6 protein-coding genes are annotated in these 16,343 nt (G+C 72.6%); 4 read left to right on the top strand and 2 right to left on the bottom strand.

Translation table 11 applies throughout. The features are described 5' to 3' along the window. Positions 1-183 precede the first annotated feature (183 nt). Positions 184-8,244 carry a type I polyketide synthase gene (locus OG819_RS32840; RefSeq protein ID WP_266652222.1) on the top strand — a complete coding sequence of 2,687 codons (8,061 nt, stop codon included), beginning with the start codon at positions 184-186 and terminating at the stop codon, positions 8,242-8,244. A gap of 104 nt (positions 8,245-8,348) precedes the next feature. Continuing rightward, positions 8,349-9,455, top strand: coding sequence for a M23 family metallopeptidase (locus OG819_RS32835; RefSeq protein ID WP_266652220.1), 1,107 nt, complete (start codon positions 8,349-8,351; stop codon positions 9,453-9,455). A gap of 48 nt (positions 9,456-9,503) precedes the next feature. Here OG819_RS32835 and OG819_RS32830 read toward each other — a convergent pair whose 3' ends face one another. Both OG819_RS32830 and OG819_RS32825 read right to left on the bottom strand, forming a co-directional pair. After that, complete coding sequence (locus tag OG819_RS32830) at positions 9,504-10,904, bottom strand: NAD(P)/FAD-dependent oxidoreductase (protein WP_266638656.1); 1,401 nt, start codon at positions 10,902-10,904, stop codon at positions 9,504-9,506. A 732-nt stretch (positions 10,905-11,636) separates the two neighbouring features. Then, a complete protein-coding gene (locus tag OG819_RS32825) occupies positions 11,637-12,263 on the bottom strand; it encodes a hypothetical protein (RefSeq protein WP_266652218.1) in 627 nt (208 codons plus the stop codon). A gap of 392 nt (positions 12,264-12,655) precedes the next feature. Here OG819_RS32825 and OG819_RS32820 point away from each other — a divergent pair, with 392 nt between their 5' ends. Together OG819_RS32820 and OG819_RS32815 are read left to right on the top strand one after the other, a co-directional pair. Continuing rightward, positions 12,656-14,506 (top strand): acyltransferase, encoded by a 1,851-nt coding sequence (locus tag OG819_RS32820; RefSeq protein WP_266652216.1) that lies wholly within the window; start codon positions 12,656-12,658, stop codon positions 14,504-14,506. A gap of 84 nt (positions 14,507-14,590) precedes the next feature. After that, positions 14,591-16,294, top strand: a complete 1,704-nt coding sequence (locus tag OG819_RS32815) for an ATP-binding cassette domain-containing protein (protein WP_266638660.1) — start codon at positions 14,591-14,593, stop codon at positions 16,292-16,294. Positions 16,295-16,343 lie beyond the last annotated feature (49 nt).

Here is a 16,343-nt window from a genome sequence, read left to right as displayed (position 1 = left end):
GGGCGTCTTTCCTTGGACCACCAACGCACGTCGTACCGCCACGAGTTCCGGCAGAACGCTTGAGATCATCATAGCGCAGCCGTGGCGGCCGACGCGCCGCGAGGCCCTGGCGACGCTGAACGGACGTTCGGCTGACGTACGGTGACGGCGAGTGGTCTGCGGTCGACGTCGTAGGGGTGGGGAATGACCGAATTCCAGGACGAGTCGGTGCGTGCGCTGCCCGCCGCTTTGCGGGAGCACTCGGCTCGGCTGGGAGGCAAGACCGCCTACGCGGACGACCGTCGCGCCGTCACCTACCGGGAGTTGGAGGAGCGCACCGGCCGGCTGGCGGGACATCTCGCCCGGCTCGGGGTGCGGCGCGGGGAGCGGGTCGCGATCCATCTGGGCAACCGGGTGGAACTCGTGGAGACCTGCCTCGGGGTGCTGCGGGCCGGAGCGGTCGGCGTGCTGCTGAACCCCGGTGCGTCGGACGAGGAACTGGGGCATTTCCTCGACGACAGCGGCGCCGTCCTGGTGATCACCGAGGAGACACTCGCCACCCAGGTCGCCCGACTTGCGGCTGAGCGAACCGAGTTACGGACAGCCGTGGTCGGCCCGGGCGACCTGCCCGTCGGCGCGCTCGTCTTCGAGGACCTGGCCGGGACGGATCCCGGCGTGGCGCCCCGGGACGACCTCAGTCTCGACGATCCGGCGTGGATTCTCTACACCTCGGGCACGACCGGGGACAGCAAGGGCGTGGTCTCCACACAGCGTGCCGCCCTGTGGTCGGTGGCGGCGGCCTATGTGCGGGCGCACGAACTGCGGGAGGAGGACCACCTGTTGTGGCCCCTGCCCATGTTCCACGCCTACGCCCACTCGCTGTGCCTGCTGGGAGTGATCTCGGTCGGTGCGAGCGCGCGCCTCCTCGCTCCGGGTGCGAACGTCGCCGAGGCACTGGCCGCCGAACCCTTCACCGTGCTGGGCGGGGTGCCCGCCACCTACCGCCTCCTGCTGGAGTCGCTGCGGGAGACGGCGGCCCCCGTCTCTTCGGCGCTGCGCCTGTGTGTCACCGCGGGCGCGCCCTGTCCCCCTGAACTGAAGGCGGAGGTCGGCCGCGTCCTGGCCGCTCCCCTGCTCGACGGCTACGGTTCCACGGAGACCTGGAAGATCGCGGTCCAACGGCTCGACGGCCCCCGTGACGATGCCTCCAGCGGTCCCCCTCTGCCGGGGCTCGTGGTGCGCCTGACCGATCCGTCCACCGGTACCGAGGTCGCCGACGGGGCCGAAGGGGAGATCTGGCTCCGTAGCCCCGGAGTGATGACCGGGTATCACAACCGTCCCGAAGCCACCGCCAAGATGTTCACCGACGGCTGGTACCGCACCGGGGACCTGGGCCGGCTCGGCACGAACGGCCATCTCCATGTCACCGGCCGGGTCAAGGAACTCATCATCCGGGGCGGGGAGAACATCAACCCGTCCGAGGTCGAGCAGGTGCTGCTGGCCCGTCCCGACATCGCCGACGCCGCTGTCGTAGGCCGGCGGCACGACGTGCTGGGCGAGGTACCGGTCGCCTTCGTCGTCCCGGGACCGGACGGGGTCGACACTGCGCGGGCGCTCGCCGACTGCCGGGAGCGGCTGTCCGGGTTCAAGGTGCCGGACGAGATCTACCCGGCCGCTGCCATCCCCCGTACCCCGTCTGGCAAGATCGTCCGGTCCGCGCTCGCCGAGCAGTTGACGGAGCGGCTCGCCGCCGAACGCACGACCGCGTCCACGGCGCTGCGCGAGCGGCTCGCGGCCGCGTCCGACGCCGTACTGGAAGTGGTACTCGAGGAGACCGCCCGCGCGCTCGACGTCCCCGCGCAGTCCCTCGATCCCGAACTGCCCTTCATGGCCCAGGGACTCACCTCGCTCGGCGGTGTGCTGCTGCGTGACCGTCTGGGCACGGCCACCGGGCTCGAGCTGCCCGCGACACTGGTGTTCGACCATCCGACACCGGCGGCCGCGGCGGACCTGGTGCGCGAAGCGCTGCACTGCGACATTCGGCCCAGGCCCGCGCGCACGTCCGGCGGCGGGCCCCGCGTCGAGCCCAGGGAGCCCATCGCCGTCGTGGCCATGGCGTGCCGCTACCCGGGGGGCGTTGAGTCCCCGGAGGATCTGTGGCGGCTCGTCGCGGACGGCACCGACGCGACCTCGGACTTCCCCACCGACCGTGGCTGGGACACGGCCGCCTTGTACGATCCCGACCCCGACCGGCTGGGCACCTCCATCACCCGCAGGGGCGGCTTCCTGCGCCGGCCGGCCGACTTCGACGCGGCCTTCTTCAACATGTCGCCGCGCGAGGCCCTGGCCACCGATCCGCAGCAACGGCTGCTGCTGGAGACCGCCTGGGAGCTGCTGGAACGCGCGGGGCTCGACGCGTCGGGGCTGCGCGGCAGCGACACCGGTGTCTTCGTCGGCGTGATGCACGCCGACTACGGGCGCCGTCTCCTGAGTCGCGGCGGACACGAGCTGGAGGCTCATCTCGCCCTCGGCTCGGCGGGCAGCGTCGCCTCCGGGCGGATCGCGTACACGCTGGGGCTGCGCGGGCCCGCCGTGACCGTGGACACCGCGTGTTCGTCCTCGCTGGTGGCGATGCATTCGGCCCTACGGTCCCTGCGCGACGGCGAGTGCTCGCTGGCCGTCGCGGGCGGGGTCACGGTCATGGCCTCGCCCGGCCCGTTCGTCGCGTTCAGCAGGCTGCGCGGGCTGGCTCCGGACGGGCGCTGCAAACCCTTCTCCGCGGCGGCCGACGGCACCGCCTGGGGCGAGGGCGTGGGTCTGGTCCTGTTGGAGCGACTGTCCGACGCACGGCGCAACGGGCATCCGGTGCTGGCCGTACTGCGCGGCTCGGCCGTCAACTCCGACGGCGCGTCCAACGGGCTGACCGCCCCCAACGGGCCTGCGCAGCAACGGGTGATCCGTTCGGCGCTCGCCGACGCGGGGTTGTCCCCGGCGGATGTCGACGTGGTGGAGGCGCACGGCACGGGCACCGCGCTCGGCGATCCGATCGAGGCACGGGCACTCCTGGACACGTACGGACAGGGCCGGCCCGACGGGCGCCCACTGCGGCTGGGCTCGCTGAAGTCCAACCTCGGGCACACCCAGGCCGCGGCCGGCGTGGGCGGTGTCATCAAGACCGTACTGGCGATGCACCACGGACGGCTCCCTCGAACGTTGCACGCCGACGAGCCGTCGCCTCGGGTGGACTGGTCGTCGGGCGCCGTCCGGCTGCTGTCCCAGGAGGAGGAGTGGCGGCCCGTGGCCGGGCGTCCGCGACGGGCCGCGGTGTCGGCGTTCGGCATCGGCGGGACCAACGCGCACGTGATCCTGGAAGAGGCCGAGGCGAGCACGGTCGTCGAGGCGCCGTCCCGTCGCGGCGCGGCGGCACCACCGCTGCTGCTCTCCGCAGCGAGCCCGGCCGCTCTGCGGGCCCAGGCCGCACGGACCGCGGCCGCACTGCGGGAGCGTCCCGAACTCGCCCCGATCGACGTGGCGTTCACCCATGCCACCGCCCGGGTCGCGCTCCCCCACCGGGCCGCCGTCGCCGCCGACGACCGCGCGGGGACGCTGAGCGCCCTGGACGCGCTGGCGGCGACCACCGCGCCGCGCACGGCGTACTCCGCCGGCCGTTCGGCCCTGCTGTTCACCGGTCAGGGCGCCCAACGCCCAGGCATGGGAGGGGAGTTGTCCGAGGCCTTCCCGGTCTTCTCCGACACCTTCAACGCCTTGTGCGACCGCTTCGACGCGCACGTGGAACGCCCGTTGCGCTCGGTGCTCCGGCACGCCGACGAGAGCGCGCTGCTGGATCGCACGGACTTCGCCCAGGCGGCCCTGTTCGCGTTCGAGGTGTCCGTCTTCCGCCTGCTGGAGTCCTGGGGCGTACGGCCGGACTTCCTGGCCGGACATTCGATCGGGGAGCTGGCGGCGGCGCACGCCGCGGGCATCCTGTCCGAGCGGGACGCCGTCGAACTGGTGGCGGCCCGGGGTCGGTTGATGCGGGAACTGCCTGAGGGCGGCGCCATGGTGGCGCTCGACGCCACCGAGGCGGAGGTGATCCGTGAGCTGACCGACGGGACCGCGGTCGCGGCCGTGAACGGCCCGCGCGCGGTCGTGGTCTCCGGTGTGGAGGGGCCCGTCCTCGCGCTCGCTCAGCGCTTCGCCGAGCGCGGACGCCGTACCGTCCGGCTGCGGGTCAGCCACGCCTTCCACTCCGCGCTGATGGAGCCGATGCTCGCCGAATTCGGCCGTGTCGCAGGCGGATTGACGTACGGTCAGCCCCGCATCCCGGTGCTGTCCGGGTTGACGGGACGTCCTGCCGCCGCGGACGAGCTGCGGTCGGCCGAGTACTGGGTACGGCACGCCCGCGAGGCCGTACGGTTCGGGGACGCCGTGCGCTGGCTGGCGTACGACGGGCGGGTGACCGCGTTCGCCGAGATCGGGCCGGACGCGCACCTCACGGCCCAGGCCACGACGGGTCTGGCCGAGAGCGGCGAGGACCTGCTGTTCGCGGCCGCCGCCCGGCGGGGTGCCCCCGAGCCGCTGACGCTGTTCGACATGCTCGGTCAACTCCACGTCCACGGTGTGCCGGTGGACTGGCCCCGGGTGTACGCGGACAGCGGTGCCCGCCGGGTCGACCTGCCGACCTATCCCTTCCAGCGGCAGCGCTACTGGCTGTCCGAGACCGTCACCGACGCGGCAGCCGTTTCCGGTCATCCGCTGCTCACGCAGACGGTCACCGTGCCAGGGACGGAACGTGTCCTGTGCGGTGGCCGGCTGTCCGGCGCGGCCCAGCCGTGGCTGCGCGATCACGTCGTGGGCGGACACACCCTGGTGCCCGGGGCCGCGTTCGCCGACCTCGTGCTCCATGCGGGCGACGCGTGCGGTCTCGCCGTACTGGAGGATCTCGCCCTTCTGACGCCGCTGTTCCTCCCCGCCGCCGGCGACGAGCGGATCCAGGTCCAGGTGGCCCTGGGAGAGCCGGACGGCGCCGGACGGCGCACGGCGGACGTGTACGCGCGACCGGAGGAGTCCGGTGCGCTCGGCGCCTGGACGCACCATGCGACCGGTCGCCTCGGACCGGCGGTTCCAGGTGCCCTGGAGCGCCCGGCCTCGCTCGCCGCGTGGCCACCGCCGGATGCCACGCCCGTGGATCTCACCGGCGCCTACGAACGGCTGGCCGCCACCGGTCTCGCGTACGGACCGGCGTTCCGTGGCGTCACGGCCCTGTGGCGGCGTGGCAAGGAACTGTTCGCCGAGGTCGGCCCAGTGTCGCTCCCGGATGCCCGGCGTCACGCGCTCCACCCAGCGCTGCTGGATGCCGCCCTGCACGCGGGACTGCTTGCCGAGCCGCCCTCCGGACCGGCCCGGCTGCCGTTCGCCTGGCAGGGCCTGACACTGCGCGCGACCGGGGCCACGGCACTGCGCGTGCGCATCAGGAACACCGGCCCGGACACGGTCGGCCTCGACCTCGCCACGCCCTCGGGCGCGCCCGTGGCCCGGCTGGAATCGATGACGACACGACCGGTGCCGCAGGCGGGTGTCGCCCCGGTCGGAGAGCTGTACAGGCCGCGGTGGACCGGTGTTCCGGCTGTCGGCGAGGGACCCGCCGTCGCGGTGGGGGAACCCGACGACCTGGGGCTGGCCGCGTTCCTGCCGCAGAGGGACATGGCGTCCGGGTCCGCGGACGCTCCGGAGGTGGTCGTGGTGTCCTTGTCGGCCCGTGCCGACGAGGGGACCGACCCCGCCGTCGCGGCCCACGCGCTGACCGTACGGGCACTGGATCTGCTGCGTGCGCGGCTCGCCGGTTCCGGGCGGCTGGCCGTGGTCACGCGCGGCGCCGCCGATGTGACACCGGACCTGCCGGCCGCGACGGTCTGGGGGCTGCTGCGGACCGCGCAGGCCGAGTACCCCGGGCGCCTCACGCTCGTGGATGTGGACGGCCGGCCCGAGTCGCTACGGCTGCTTCCTGCCGCCCTCTCCACAGGCGAACCCCAACTGGCCATCCGGGAAGGACTGTTGAGTGTCCCCCGGCTGGCGGCCACGCCCGGGGGGGCGACGGACGGCTCCCTCGGCCGGGGCACCGTCCTGATCACCGGCGGCACCGGATCCCTGGGCGCGCTGCTGGCCCGGCATCTGGTCGATCGGCACGGGGTACGGCATCTCGTGCTCGCCAGTCGGCGCGGAGAGCGGGCGCCGGGGGCGCAGGCGCTGCGCGCTGAGCTCGAGGGAGCGGGGGCGCGGGTGGACCTGGTGGCCTGCGACACCGCCGAGCGAAGTCGGCTGGCCGCCCTCATCAAGGAGTTCGGGCCCGACCTCAGCGCCGTCGTGCACACGGCCGGGGTCCTGGACGACGGCGTGCTGGAGGCGATGACGTCCGAGCGGCTGACGGCCGTACTGCGGCCGAAGGCCGACGCTGCCTGGCATCTGCACGACCTCACGAAGGACCTGCCCCTGTCGCACTTCGTGCTGTTCTCCTCGGCCGCCGGGCTGCTCGGCAACCCCGGCCAGGCCAACTACGCGGCGGCGAACTCCTTCCTGGACGCCCTGGCCCGTCACCGCGCCGCTCTCGGCCTCCCCGCGCTGTCCCTGGTCTGGGGCCCTTGGGCCGACGACGACGGAATGGCGACGCGCGCGGGCCGGGTTCACGGCGGGGCGGTGCGTGCGGTCTCCCCGGAACAGGCCCTGGCACTGTTCGACGCCGCGCTCGGGTGCGGGGAGCCGGTCCTCGCACCGCTGCCGCTGGACCGCTCGCCGGGAGCGCTGCCGGCCGGGACACCCGTTCCGCCGCCGTTGCGCGGGCTGCTGCGCCCCGACCGGCGGACGGCCTCGCCCACGGGGGCGAACGGGGTACCGAGCGGGACGGCGGAGCCGGACGGCGTCGCCGGGGCCTGGCGGGACCGCCTTGCGGCGCTACCTCCGTCCGAGCGGGCGCCCGCACTGGTGGGCCTGGTCCGCGCCGAGGTCGCCGCGGTACTCGGTCATACCCAAGCCGACGCCGTCGACAGGGACTTCCCGGACCTGGGCCTCGACTCGCTGATGAGCGTCCTGCTGCGCAACCGGCTGAGCCTGCTGACCGGGATCCCGCTGGCGGCCACCGTCGCGTACGACTGGCCGACCGCGGAGCGGCTCGCGGATCACGTGTACGCCGAGCTCAGCGGCGTCCTGGCCGACGATGCCGCTGCCGCCGCGCCACCGGAGGGCGATCGGCGTCATGAACCCGCCCTCCGCCCCGCCTCCCCCGTGCAACCCGTGCAACCTGTGCAACCCATGCAACCCGTGCAACCCGTGCAACCCGCGGGCGCTGCCCAGCCCGAGTCAGCGCAGTCCGCCGGTCCGGCTTCCCCGGGGACCACCGTCCCGCCGGTTGAGCGCCGCCGCGGAACCGGCATGTCGCTGCCGACCCTCTATCGGCAGGTCTGCGAAACGGGCGACGTCGTCTCCGCCATGCACCTCCTGGTGAGCGCTTCCCTCGCCGCACCCACCTTCGGCCACGACGACGCCGCCCGGCACGCGATACCGCCGTGGCGACTGGCCTCCGGGGCGGGCGGTCCGGCTCTCGTCTGCGTTCCCGGCTTCGCCACCCACCTCGGTCGGCCCTGGTACGCGGGGCTCGCCCGCCGTTTCGACGGCGAGCGGGACGTCATCGAGCTGCGGCACCCCGGCGTCGACACCGGAGCCGCCGTGGCGCGAGACCTCGGGACCCTGGCCGAACTGCACGCCACGACCGTCCGGCGGTATCTCGGCGATCGCCCCTACGTCGTCGTGGGCCACTCCATGGGCGGTTCGGCCGCCCACGCGGTCACCGCCCGCCTGGCAGCCGACGGTGCGCCCCCGGCCGGACTCGTGCTGGTGGACTCGTACCACGTCACCCCCGATCGGGAGGCCGAGCCCTGGCTGCTCGCGATGCCCGCCCGGATGCCACTGGCCGTCGGCGAGCGGTTCGACACCGCGGTGGACGATCTGACGCTGCTGTCGCTGGGCGCGTACACCCGCATGTTCCGCGGCTGGCATCCTCGATCCACCCAGGTCCCCACGCTGTTGGTGCGCGCCACCGAGCCACTGCCGGACATGCCGGAGCGGTGGCGGTCGTCCTGGCCGCTCCCCCACGACACTGTGGACACCCCCGGCAGCCATCTCGGCGTGCTCGAGGAGAACGCCCCGACGACGTCCCGGGCCGTCCGCGACTGGATCGACGCACTCGCTCCGGCCCGAGGAAGGACCACATGAGCGCCGCGACGCGTTCGCCTGCCCGCGGAGGTATGCCCGAACGGACATGGGCCCTTGCCTCTGCTCCTCCTGAAGTCCGGCGGACGAAACGCTAGCGTCCCCTGGTGAGCATCAGTACACCCGAGTCGCCGCCCGAGTCCGGGGCCGGGCGTACTCGGCGCAGACGTCGTCCCGGTCCGTTCACGCTGCTGGCTCTGCCGGGGCTGACCGCCGTGCTGGGGGTCGCCGGATTCATGACGGCGACGGGCCGGTTGACCACGCTCCTGTCACCGACCCCCAGTACGAACAACGCGGTGGTCGCGGACGGCGCGGTCGCCGAGCATGTCGAGGAGGCCTATGTCCCTTGGCTGCGCGCGGCGGCCAAGACGTGCCCGGCCTTGAAACCGTCCGTCCTCGCGGCCCAGATCGAACAACGCTCCAGCTGGGAGACCGACTTCGCGACGCTCTCGGGCGAGACGGGGATCGCCGGGTTCACCGACGCGCAGTGGCGGACCTGGGGCAAGGACGAGGACGGCAACAAACGGTCCTCGCCGCGCGACCCGGTGGACGCCATCATGGCGCTCGCCCGCGAGGACTGCGCTCTCGCCGAGAAGGTCACTCGTCTCAGAGCCCATGGAACGGTCACCGGAGAGCTCCTCGACCTCACCCTCGCCGCCTACACGGTGGGCACGGACCCGGTGACCCGGGCGGGGCACGTCCCCACGAAGGCGCGGACGTACGTCACCGAGGTCAAGGCCCTGTTCCCCCGATACAAGACGTACGACCGGGTGGACACCGGTAGTTCCGGCAGCGGGACGGCGAAGGCGGTGCTGGCACCGCCGCTCACCTCCCTCGTGGTCACCTCACCCTTCGGCACCCGCCAACACCCCCTCACAGGAGTGACCAAGCTGCACACGGGCGTGGACTTCGCCGCGCCGCAAGGGGCCCCGATATCCGCCGCACGGCAGGGGCAGGTCGTGTTCGCGGCCATGACCAAGGCCTACGGCAACCGCATCGTGATCGATCACGGCACCGTCGGCGGAAGGCGGGTGGAGACGACGTACAACCACCTGTCGGTCCTTCAGGTCACCTCGGGCCAGAGCGTCGAGGCCGGAACCGTGATCGGGTTCGTCGGCTCGACCGGTCTGTCGACCGGTCCGCACCTCCACTTCGAGGTACTCGTCGACGGAACCTACACCGACCCGATGCCGTGGCTCGCCGTCGGCTCCTGACGGCCGACGGGAGCGGGGACGCACGACTGCCCCTGGGCGGGGGTGAGTTCAGGTGGCGGTGGCTTCGCGCTCGTGCTTCGTCAGCGGCGGGCCTTCCAGGGGCGGTGTCTTCCGGCCGAGGTAGACGAGCGCCAGCATGTCGGGCATGAGCAGTCGGGCGGGCGGTTTTTCCATGCTCATCACGTCCAGGAGGATGCGCAGGGCGTGGGGGTTGCGTGAGCCGGCGTCGACGGCTTTGTCGACGAAGGCGGCGAGGGTCCTCTCGAGCCGGGTGGGAGGCTGGTCGCTGGCGTCCGGGTAGAACACGTCCTGGCCCACGGCCAGGCTCCAGGCGTTCTCGACCGGCCGCGCCGCGGCTCTTTGGACACGCCGGGCGGTGCCGGGTGCGCCGAGGTCCTGTTGCCGCAGGACGCGGCGCAGGGCGATCACGCTCTGGGCGGCGGCGCTCAGCCCGTGGCCGTAGACGGGGTTGTAGCCGGCGACGGCGTCCCCGAGTACGGCGAAGCCATCGGGCCAGCGGGTGGCCTTCTCGTAGTATCTCCGCTTGTTGGCGGTACTACGAGTGGTGATGACGTCGGTCTCGGGTTCGGCGTTCGCCAGCAGTTCGCCGATGACGGGGTGCGGCAGGCTCAGGGCGAAGGGCATGAACTCGTCGTTGTCGCTGCTGGGCTGCCCGCCACGGGATCCGCAGAGCGTCACGAGCCATCGGCCGCCCTCTATGGGGACGATGATGCCGCCGCGGCCGGGGATCCGACGGGGATCGGCCTGGACGTTGACGATGGGAAAACCGGCCCCGGCGCTGCCGGGTGCGCGGTAGATCCTGCTGGCGTAGCCGATACCGGCGTCGACCGTGCGCTCGTGAACCGGAGGAAGTCCGAGTTCCCCCAGCCAGACGGGGGCGCGGCTGGCACGACCGCTCGCGTCGATCACCAGGTCGGCCGTGATGGACGTTTCGGACTGGTCCGCGCGTACACGGACGCCGGTCACCCGGTCCCCGTCGCCCACCAGGGCGAGCAGTTCGGTCTGCTGGAGGAGGGTGATGCGGTGGTCCCGCAGGACCCTGGCGCGGATCACGGCGTCGAGGAGGTCACGGCTGCACAGGAGGCTCGTGTGGCGGGCCTGGGTGAACCTGCGGAACCACTGCCCCGAGGGGGCCTTGGACACGAGGTCGGTCATGATGCGCGGTGTGTGGGCGCCCTGGTCGACGAGTTCGCCGACGATACCGGGCAGAAGGTCATCGAGGGCTTTCACGCCGCCGGACCACAGCACATGGGCATGGCGGGCCTGCGGCAGTCCCTTGCGGGGGTGAGGGCCGTCGGGCAGCACATCGCGTTCGATGATCCGCACGTCTGCGAAGTCGGCGAGCACGGCTGCGGCGAGCATGCCCGTCATACCCCCTCCGATGACCACCGCGGTGCGGCGGGAGGCAGTTCTGGCAGACGACGACATAGGGTGCACTCTTTTCTGTTGCAGGGAGTGAACGGACGGCAGACCTTGCTCAACCGTCCGCCGCGGCGCGTCAGGCGCGACAGGTTTCACGTGAAGATGCCGACCGGCCGGGAATGGCCGATGAGCGTGTGCGCACCACTGCCCGCTTGTCCACGAGGACGATGTCGTGGTCCGGCATGTCGAGCCACAGTCCCGTGGCGCGTCGAACAGCGCGTCAGGAGCGGCGGGTACGGGGAGGCTCACTCCGTCGGCCAACCAGTCGATCAGGTTCCGCATCTCCTTGGCTCTGCCTGTGCGCACCGCTCTCCCCCGCGAACTTCAGCATGGGGCACCGTCGCACGGCGCCCGCCGATCCCACCCTGTCTGCACCCACCCGGCCGAAGGTACGCCCAACTCGGCCTGCAAATATGCCAAACCTGGTGCCTTGTCGGCCGCGCCAGGCTCTGCGGTGTGCAGCAAGCTGCGGGGGATCAAATGGCGATCAAGCGGGATACACACCCATCCGGACCTGGCGCGTCCGACGCGCTCTGGACCCGGTCCGGCCCGGTCACAGGACACCGTCCGGTGGCTGCGCCCGACGGAGGGCGCGGCCTGAACTTCCCGCCTCGGGCGGCATCGTGCCCGCGTACGACCGGGTGTCCTCACGATCGGCGCGTTTCGGTGTGCGGACTGTCCGTTCCTGAACTCTGCGCCCTCTGAGCGTTTCTGCGCTGCAGGATGGTGTCGATCCAGTCAGTCACCAACTGAAGCTCGTCTTCGGCCAATTGCGGTGCGCGCGGCCAACTCCCGCAGCCCGTGGGTGCTGCGCAGCCGAGCCATCGGATCGGCCGCCTGCCGCTCCAGGCCGTGCAGGATGGGCTGGAGCGCGTTGTCGAGAGAGGCCCGCGGTTCGGCGGAGAGCCAGCCGTTGGGCTGGCCGAAGAAGAACGTCTCGATGCCGGCCTGGGTGGATGCCAACGGGCCGCCGGAGCGGGCCGGGCGCCGCTCCGCCGTCCGCTGCGAGGCACTCTCCCGCGAGGGCGTCTGCTGAGAGGGCGTCTTACGGCGGCTGTTGACGAGGTTCGACAGGGATGCCCGAGAGGCCCCGTAGGAGGCGGCGATCTCGTCGTAGGAGTGCCGGGTCCCGTCGGGGCGCAGGCGTGTCTCGCGCAGGTGGACGATGCGGCGGATGATCCGGTCGGTGACGTCCTCGGCGGGGGGCTCCTCGCCGTCCAGGAGCATCCTGACGACGTCTTGAGGAACGCCGCTTTCGTTCGAGAGGTGTGCCACGTCGAGCACGTCGTCGCGGCTGCGCCCGTCGCCGACGAGGGAGCCGATACGACTGAGGGTCTCGGCGAGCGCCGGGCGCGTTTCTCTCACCGGCAGGTCTCCTGGTGTCGGACGGGGGGCGCGAACTGCTCGTCGGCTTCCGAGACCTTAGCGGTTGCCGAGCCCGGCCGACCAGAGCGGCAGATACTCCAATAGCCGTACGCGACTAGATCAGTTGACATGGATGGCCCGGGATTGCAGGATCACGACACGACGTGCGGACCGGCCGTCGTGCCACGGGTATGGGGGAGCTCGTGTGCGCTCCGGCGCGGGTCTCACGGAGTGTTCCGGGCTGCGGCGGTACACCATCACGGGGTGTGCGGCCGCGGCCCGGGCGGATTCCCGCCGACGTCGGCCGCATCGCGTGCCACTGACATCGACAGGCATTGACAGGCATTGACAGGCATTGCCCGGGCAGCAAGCGCTCTCTAGACTCCCGTGCAATGGACGCGGAAACCGCCCCCGACGACGCCTACTTCGACTACTGCCCCTGGGATTTCGCGGATCGCGCCTCCGCCGGGCAGCGGGCCGCGCAGGACGCGCACCAGCGGCAGCTGGCGGAATCAGGCGCGCGCCTCGGGCCGCGCTGTTACGTATCTCCGGCCGCCGGGATCTTCACCGACACACTGCGCCTCGGCGCGCGCTCCTACATCGCCGGGCATGCCTACGTCACCGGTGAGGTGACCGCGGGCGACGACTGCACGGTCAACCCGTATGCCACCGTCCGGGGCCGGATCACGCTCGGCGACGGGGTCCGGGTCGGCGCGCACAGTTCGCTGCTCGGCTTCAACCACGGCTTCGCCCCCGACCTGCCGGTGCACCGGCAGCCGCTCACCAGCAAGGGCATCACCGTCGGCGACGACGTGTGGATCGGCTCGCACGTCGTCGTCCTGGACGGGGTGACGATCGGCGACCACTGTGTGGTGGGCGCGGGTGCGGTCGTCACCAAGGATCTGGCGCCGTGGACGGTCGCGGCGGGCAACCCGGCCCGCCCGTTGCGCGATCGCCGCGCCCAGGCCGGACCACGGCGGGACCGAGTGGTCCCTGGCGATCTGCCGGGCGGCCTCTCGGGCAGCGTGCAAGGTGGCCTCGCGGGGGTCGCGTCAGGCGGCCTCCTGGGAGATCTGTCAGGTGGCCTCGCGGGTGACGCGTCAGGCGGCCTCCCGGATGACCTGTCAGACGGCTTGGGGGACGCCGTCGCCCGGTTCGCCGATCGGGCCCGGGCGCAGGCCGCCGATCTCATCGCCCGTTGCTGGAACCCCGACACCGGTCGCTATGTCGACCGGCCGGGCGCTCCCGTGACCGTCCGAGCGCACTGTGACGCCGTCGAGATCGCCGACCTGCTGCTGGGCTCGCCTCCGGAGCAGCTGGCCGCCGAGGAACACGCCGAGCGCCTACGGGCCCTGCAGGATCCCGGCAGTGGGCTGGTGCCCGAGTGCACACCGGACGGCGGTCCGGGGGTACTGCCCGACCCGGCCGCCGACGGCTGGATCGATGACGGCACCGCCGAGTACCACGTGCTGGCCGTCGGCTACGCCCTGGACCTGCTGGGCTCCCACCTCGCCCAACCGGTGCACGTGGTACGGCGCATGACGGCCAATCAGCTGCTCGCACGGCTGGACTCGCTGCCGTGGCGGACGCGCACCTGGTCCGCCGGTGCGTGGGTGGACTGCTGGGCGACAGGCGCCCATCGCAATCTGGAGCTCGGCGTCGAGGGCGGGGAACCGGGCACGCTGGAGGCGCTGTTCGGCTGGCTCACCACACGGGTGGACCCGTGGACGGGAATGTGGGGCGCGGCCGAGTCGCCCGTCGCGGGCCGGTTGCAGCTGGTCAACGGCTACTACCGGCTGACCCGGGGCTCCTACGCCCAGTTCGGGCTCGATGTGCCGTACGCGGAGCGGGTCGTGGACACCGTACTGGCCCATGGCCGCGATCAGCGCTGGTTCGCGACCGGCCGGGAGAACGCCTGCAACGTGCTGGACGTGGCGCATCCCCTGTGGCTCGCGGGACGGCGCAGCGGGCATCGGGAGGCCGAGGTACGGGCCTGGGCCGGGGAGCGGTTGACGCGGGCGCTGGGGCGGTGGCGGGACGGCGCAGGGTTCGGTTTTGGTCCGGCGGGCGAGGGCGGTGCGGGTCCGGGACGGGAGCCGGGGCTCCAGGGCACCGAGATGTGGCTCGCGATCGTATGGCTGCTGGCGGATCTGGTGGGGGTGGCGGACCGGCTCGGATATCGGCCGCGCGGCGTCCACCGCCCGGAGCCCGCCCGGTCTCCGGGGTTCGCGACGCCCGGGTAGGCCGCGCACCGCGCCCCGTCCTCCCGGTGGGCGTGCCCGTACGGTCAGGCCGCGCGGCGTGGCACCTACTGGCATGCTGCACCCATGCCGACGCCCATGCAGCCACCCTCGTCCGCCGAAGCCTCCGTCACCTCGGTCAACGGCCTGCGTATCCAGGCGCGTTCGGTCGGGCAGCGCATACGCGGTGCGGGGAGTGTCCTGCACGACGTGTCCCTCGACCTCGCGCCCGGGCGGCTCACGGTGATCGCCGGGAGCAGCGGGGCGGGCAAGACGATCCTGTTGCAGACGCTCGCCGGCCTGCGCGCGCCGACGGAAGGGACCGTCCTGCACGACGGGACCCAACCGGGTGCACCTGGGCCGGAGTTCGGATTCGTGCCGCAGGAGGACATCATCCACCGCGAGTTGCCGCTGCGCCGGACTCTGGTGTACGCGGCGGGTCTGCGCATGCCGCCGGGCACGACGCCCGAGGCCGTCGCCGCGAGCGTGGACCGGGTCCTGGAGGCTCTCGGTCTCTCCTCCCGGGCGGCGACGCCCGTGCGCGCGCTGAGCGGCGGGGAGCGCAAACGGGCCAGTATCGCCGCCGAGTTGCTCACCCGCCCCCGGGTTCTCTTCCTCGACGAGCCCACCTCCGGGCTCGATCCGGTGACCGGCGCCGCCCTGCTGCGGACCCTGCGTGCGCTGGCCGAGGACGGCACCACCGTCGTCCTGACCACCCACACCCTCGCCGACCTGCTCCGCGGCGACCAGGTGGTGTTCCTCTCCCCCGGCGGCGAGGTCGCGTACGCCGGTGAACCGGGGGCGCTGTGCGGGGCGTTCGGGGTGGGCACGGTCGAGGAGGTGTACGAGGCGGTGGCGGAAGGAGTACGGGTCGAGCGCGCGGATCCGTCGGCGGTGTATGCCACCGGCGTACCGTCAGATCTCCCGCCGGTACGACGAGTTGGTGCCGTGCGGCAATGGGCGCTGCTCACCCGTCGCGGTACCGCGCTGCTGCTGCACAACCGGCTCTCCGTCACCGTGCTCGCCGGTTCGCCGGTGATGATCGTGGCCATGTTCGCGGTGCTGTTCCGGGCGGGAGCATTCGATCGCGCGGCGCCGGACCCTGGATCGACCGCGATGATCATGTTCTGGATCGCGTTCGGGGCGTTCTTCTTCGGGCTGACGTACGGTCTGCTGCAGATCTGCACCGAGTTGCCCGTGCTGCGCCGGGAATGGCTGGCCGGGCTGCGGATCGGCCCCTACGTCGCGTCGAAGCTGACCACCATGCTGCCGGTGCTCGCGGTGGCCGACGTACTGCTGCTGGTCGTGCTGAGGGCGCTGGACCGGCTGCCGGCGGCCGGGTGGGGCACGTACGGTTCGCTGTTCGTCTCCAGCGTGCTGGCCTCGGCGGCGGCCCTCGCGCTGGGGCTGCTCGCCTCGGCCGCGGTGACGGAGCCGGGCCAGGCGACGCTGATGCTGCCGCTGCTGTGCTTCCCGCAGGTGCTGTTCTCGGGGGCGTTCGTACCGGTGCCGCGGATGACCGGCGCCGGGGAGGCGATCAGCTGGGCCATGACCAACCGGTGGGCGTTCGAGGCACTCGGCAGCGGGGTCGGTCTGGAGTCGTTGTGGGGCACGGGCGCGTCGCCCCTGGGACCGCCGTTGCTGGACTCGTACGGGGACTCGTTCGGTCATCCGGCGAGCCGCGGCTGGTTGATCCTGGCGGGGTTCACCGTGCTGTTCCTGGCGGTGACGTGGGCGGTCCTGGTGCGCAAGTGCCGGCAGGGCGCGGTGCGGAGCCGGGCGGGACGCTGAGCGGCGGGCCCGGCGGCCCCTTCACGGGCCCTGCTCGACTGTCACCCCC

It is taken from the genome of Streptomyces sp. NBC_01549 (assembly GCF_026339955.1).
Lineage (GTDB): Bacteria > Actinomycetota > Actinomycetes > Streptomycetales > Streptomycetaceae > Streptomyces.
The sequence above is the reverse complement of the archived record's forward strand: the minus strand, read 5'-3'. Positions and strand labels throughout refer to the sequence as shown.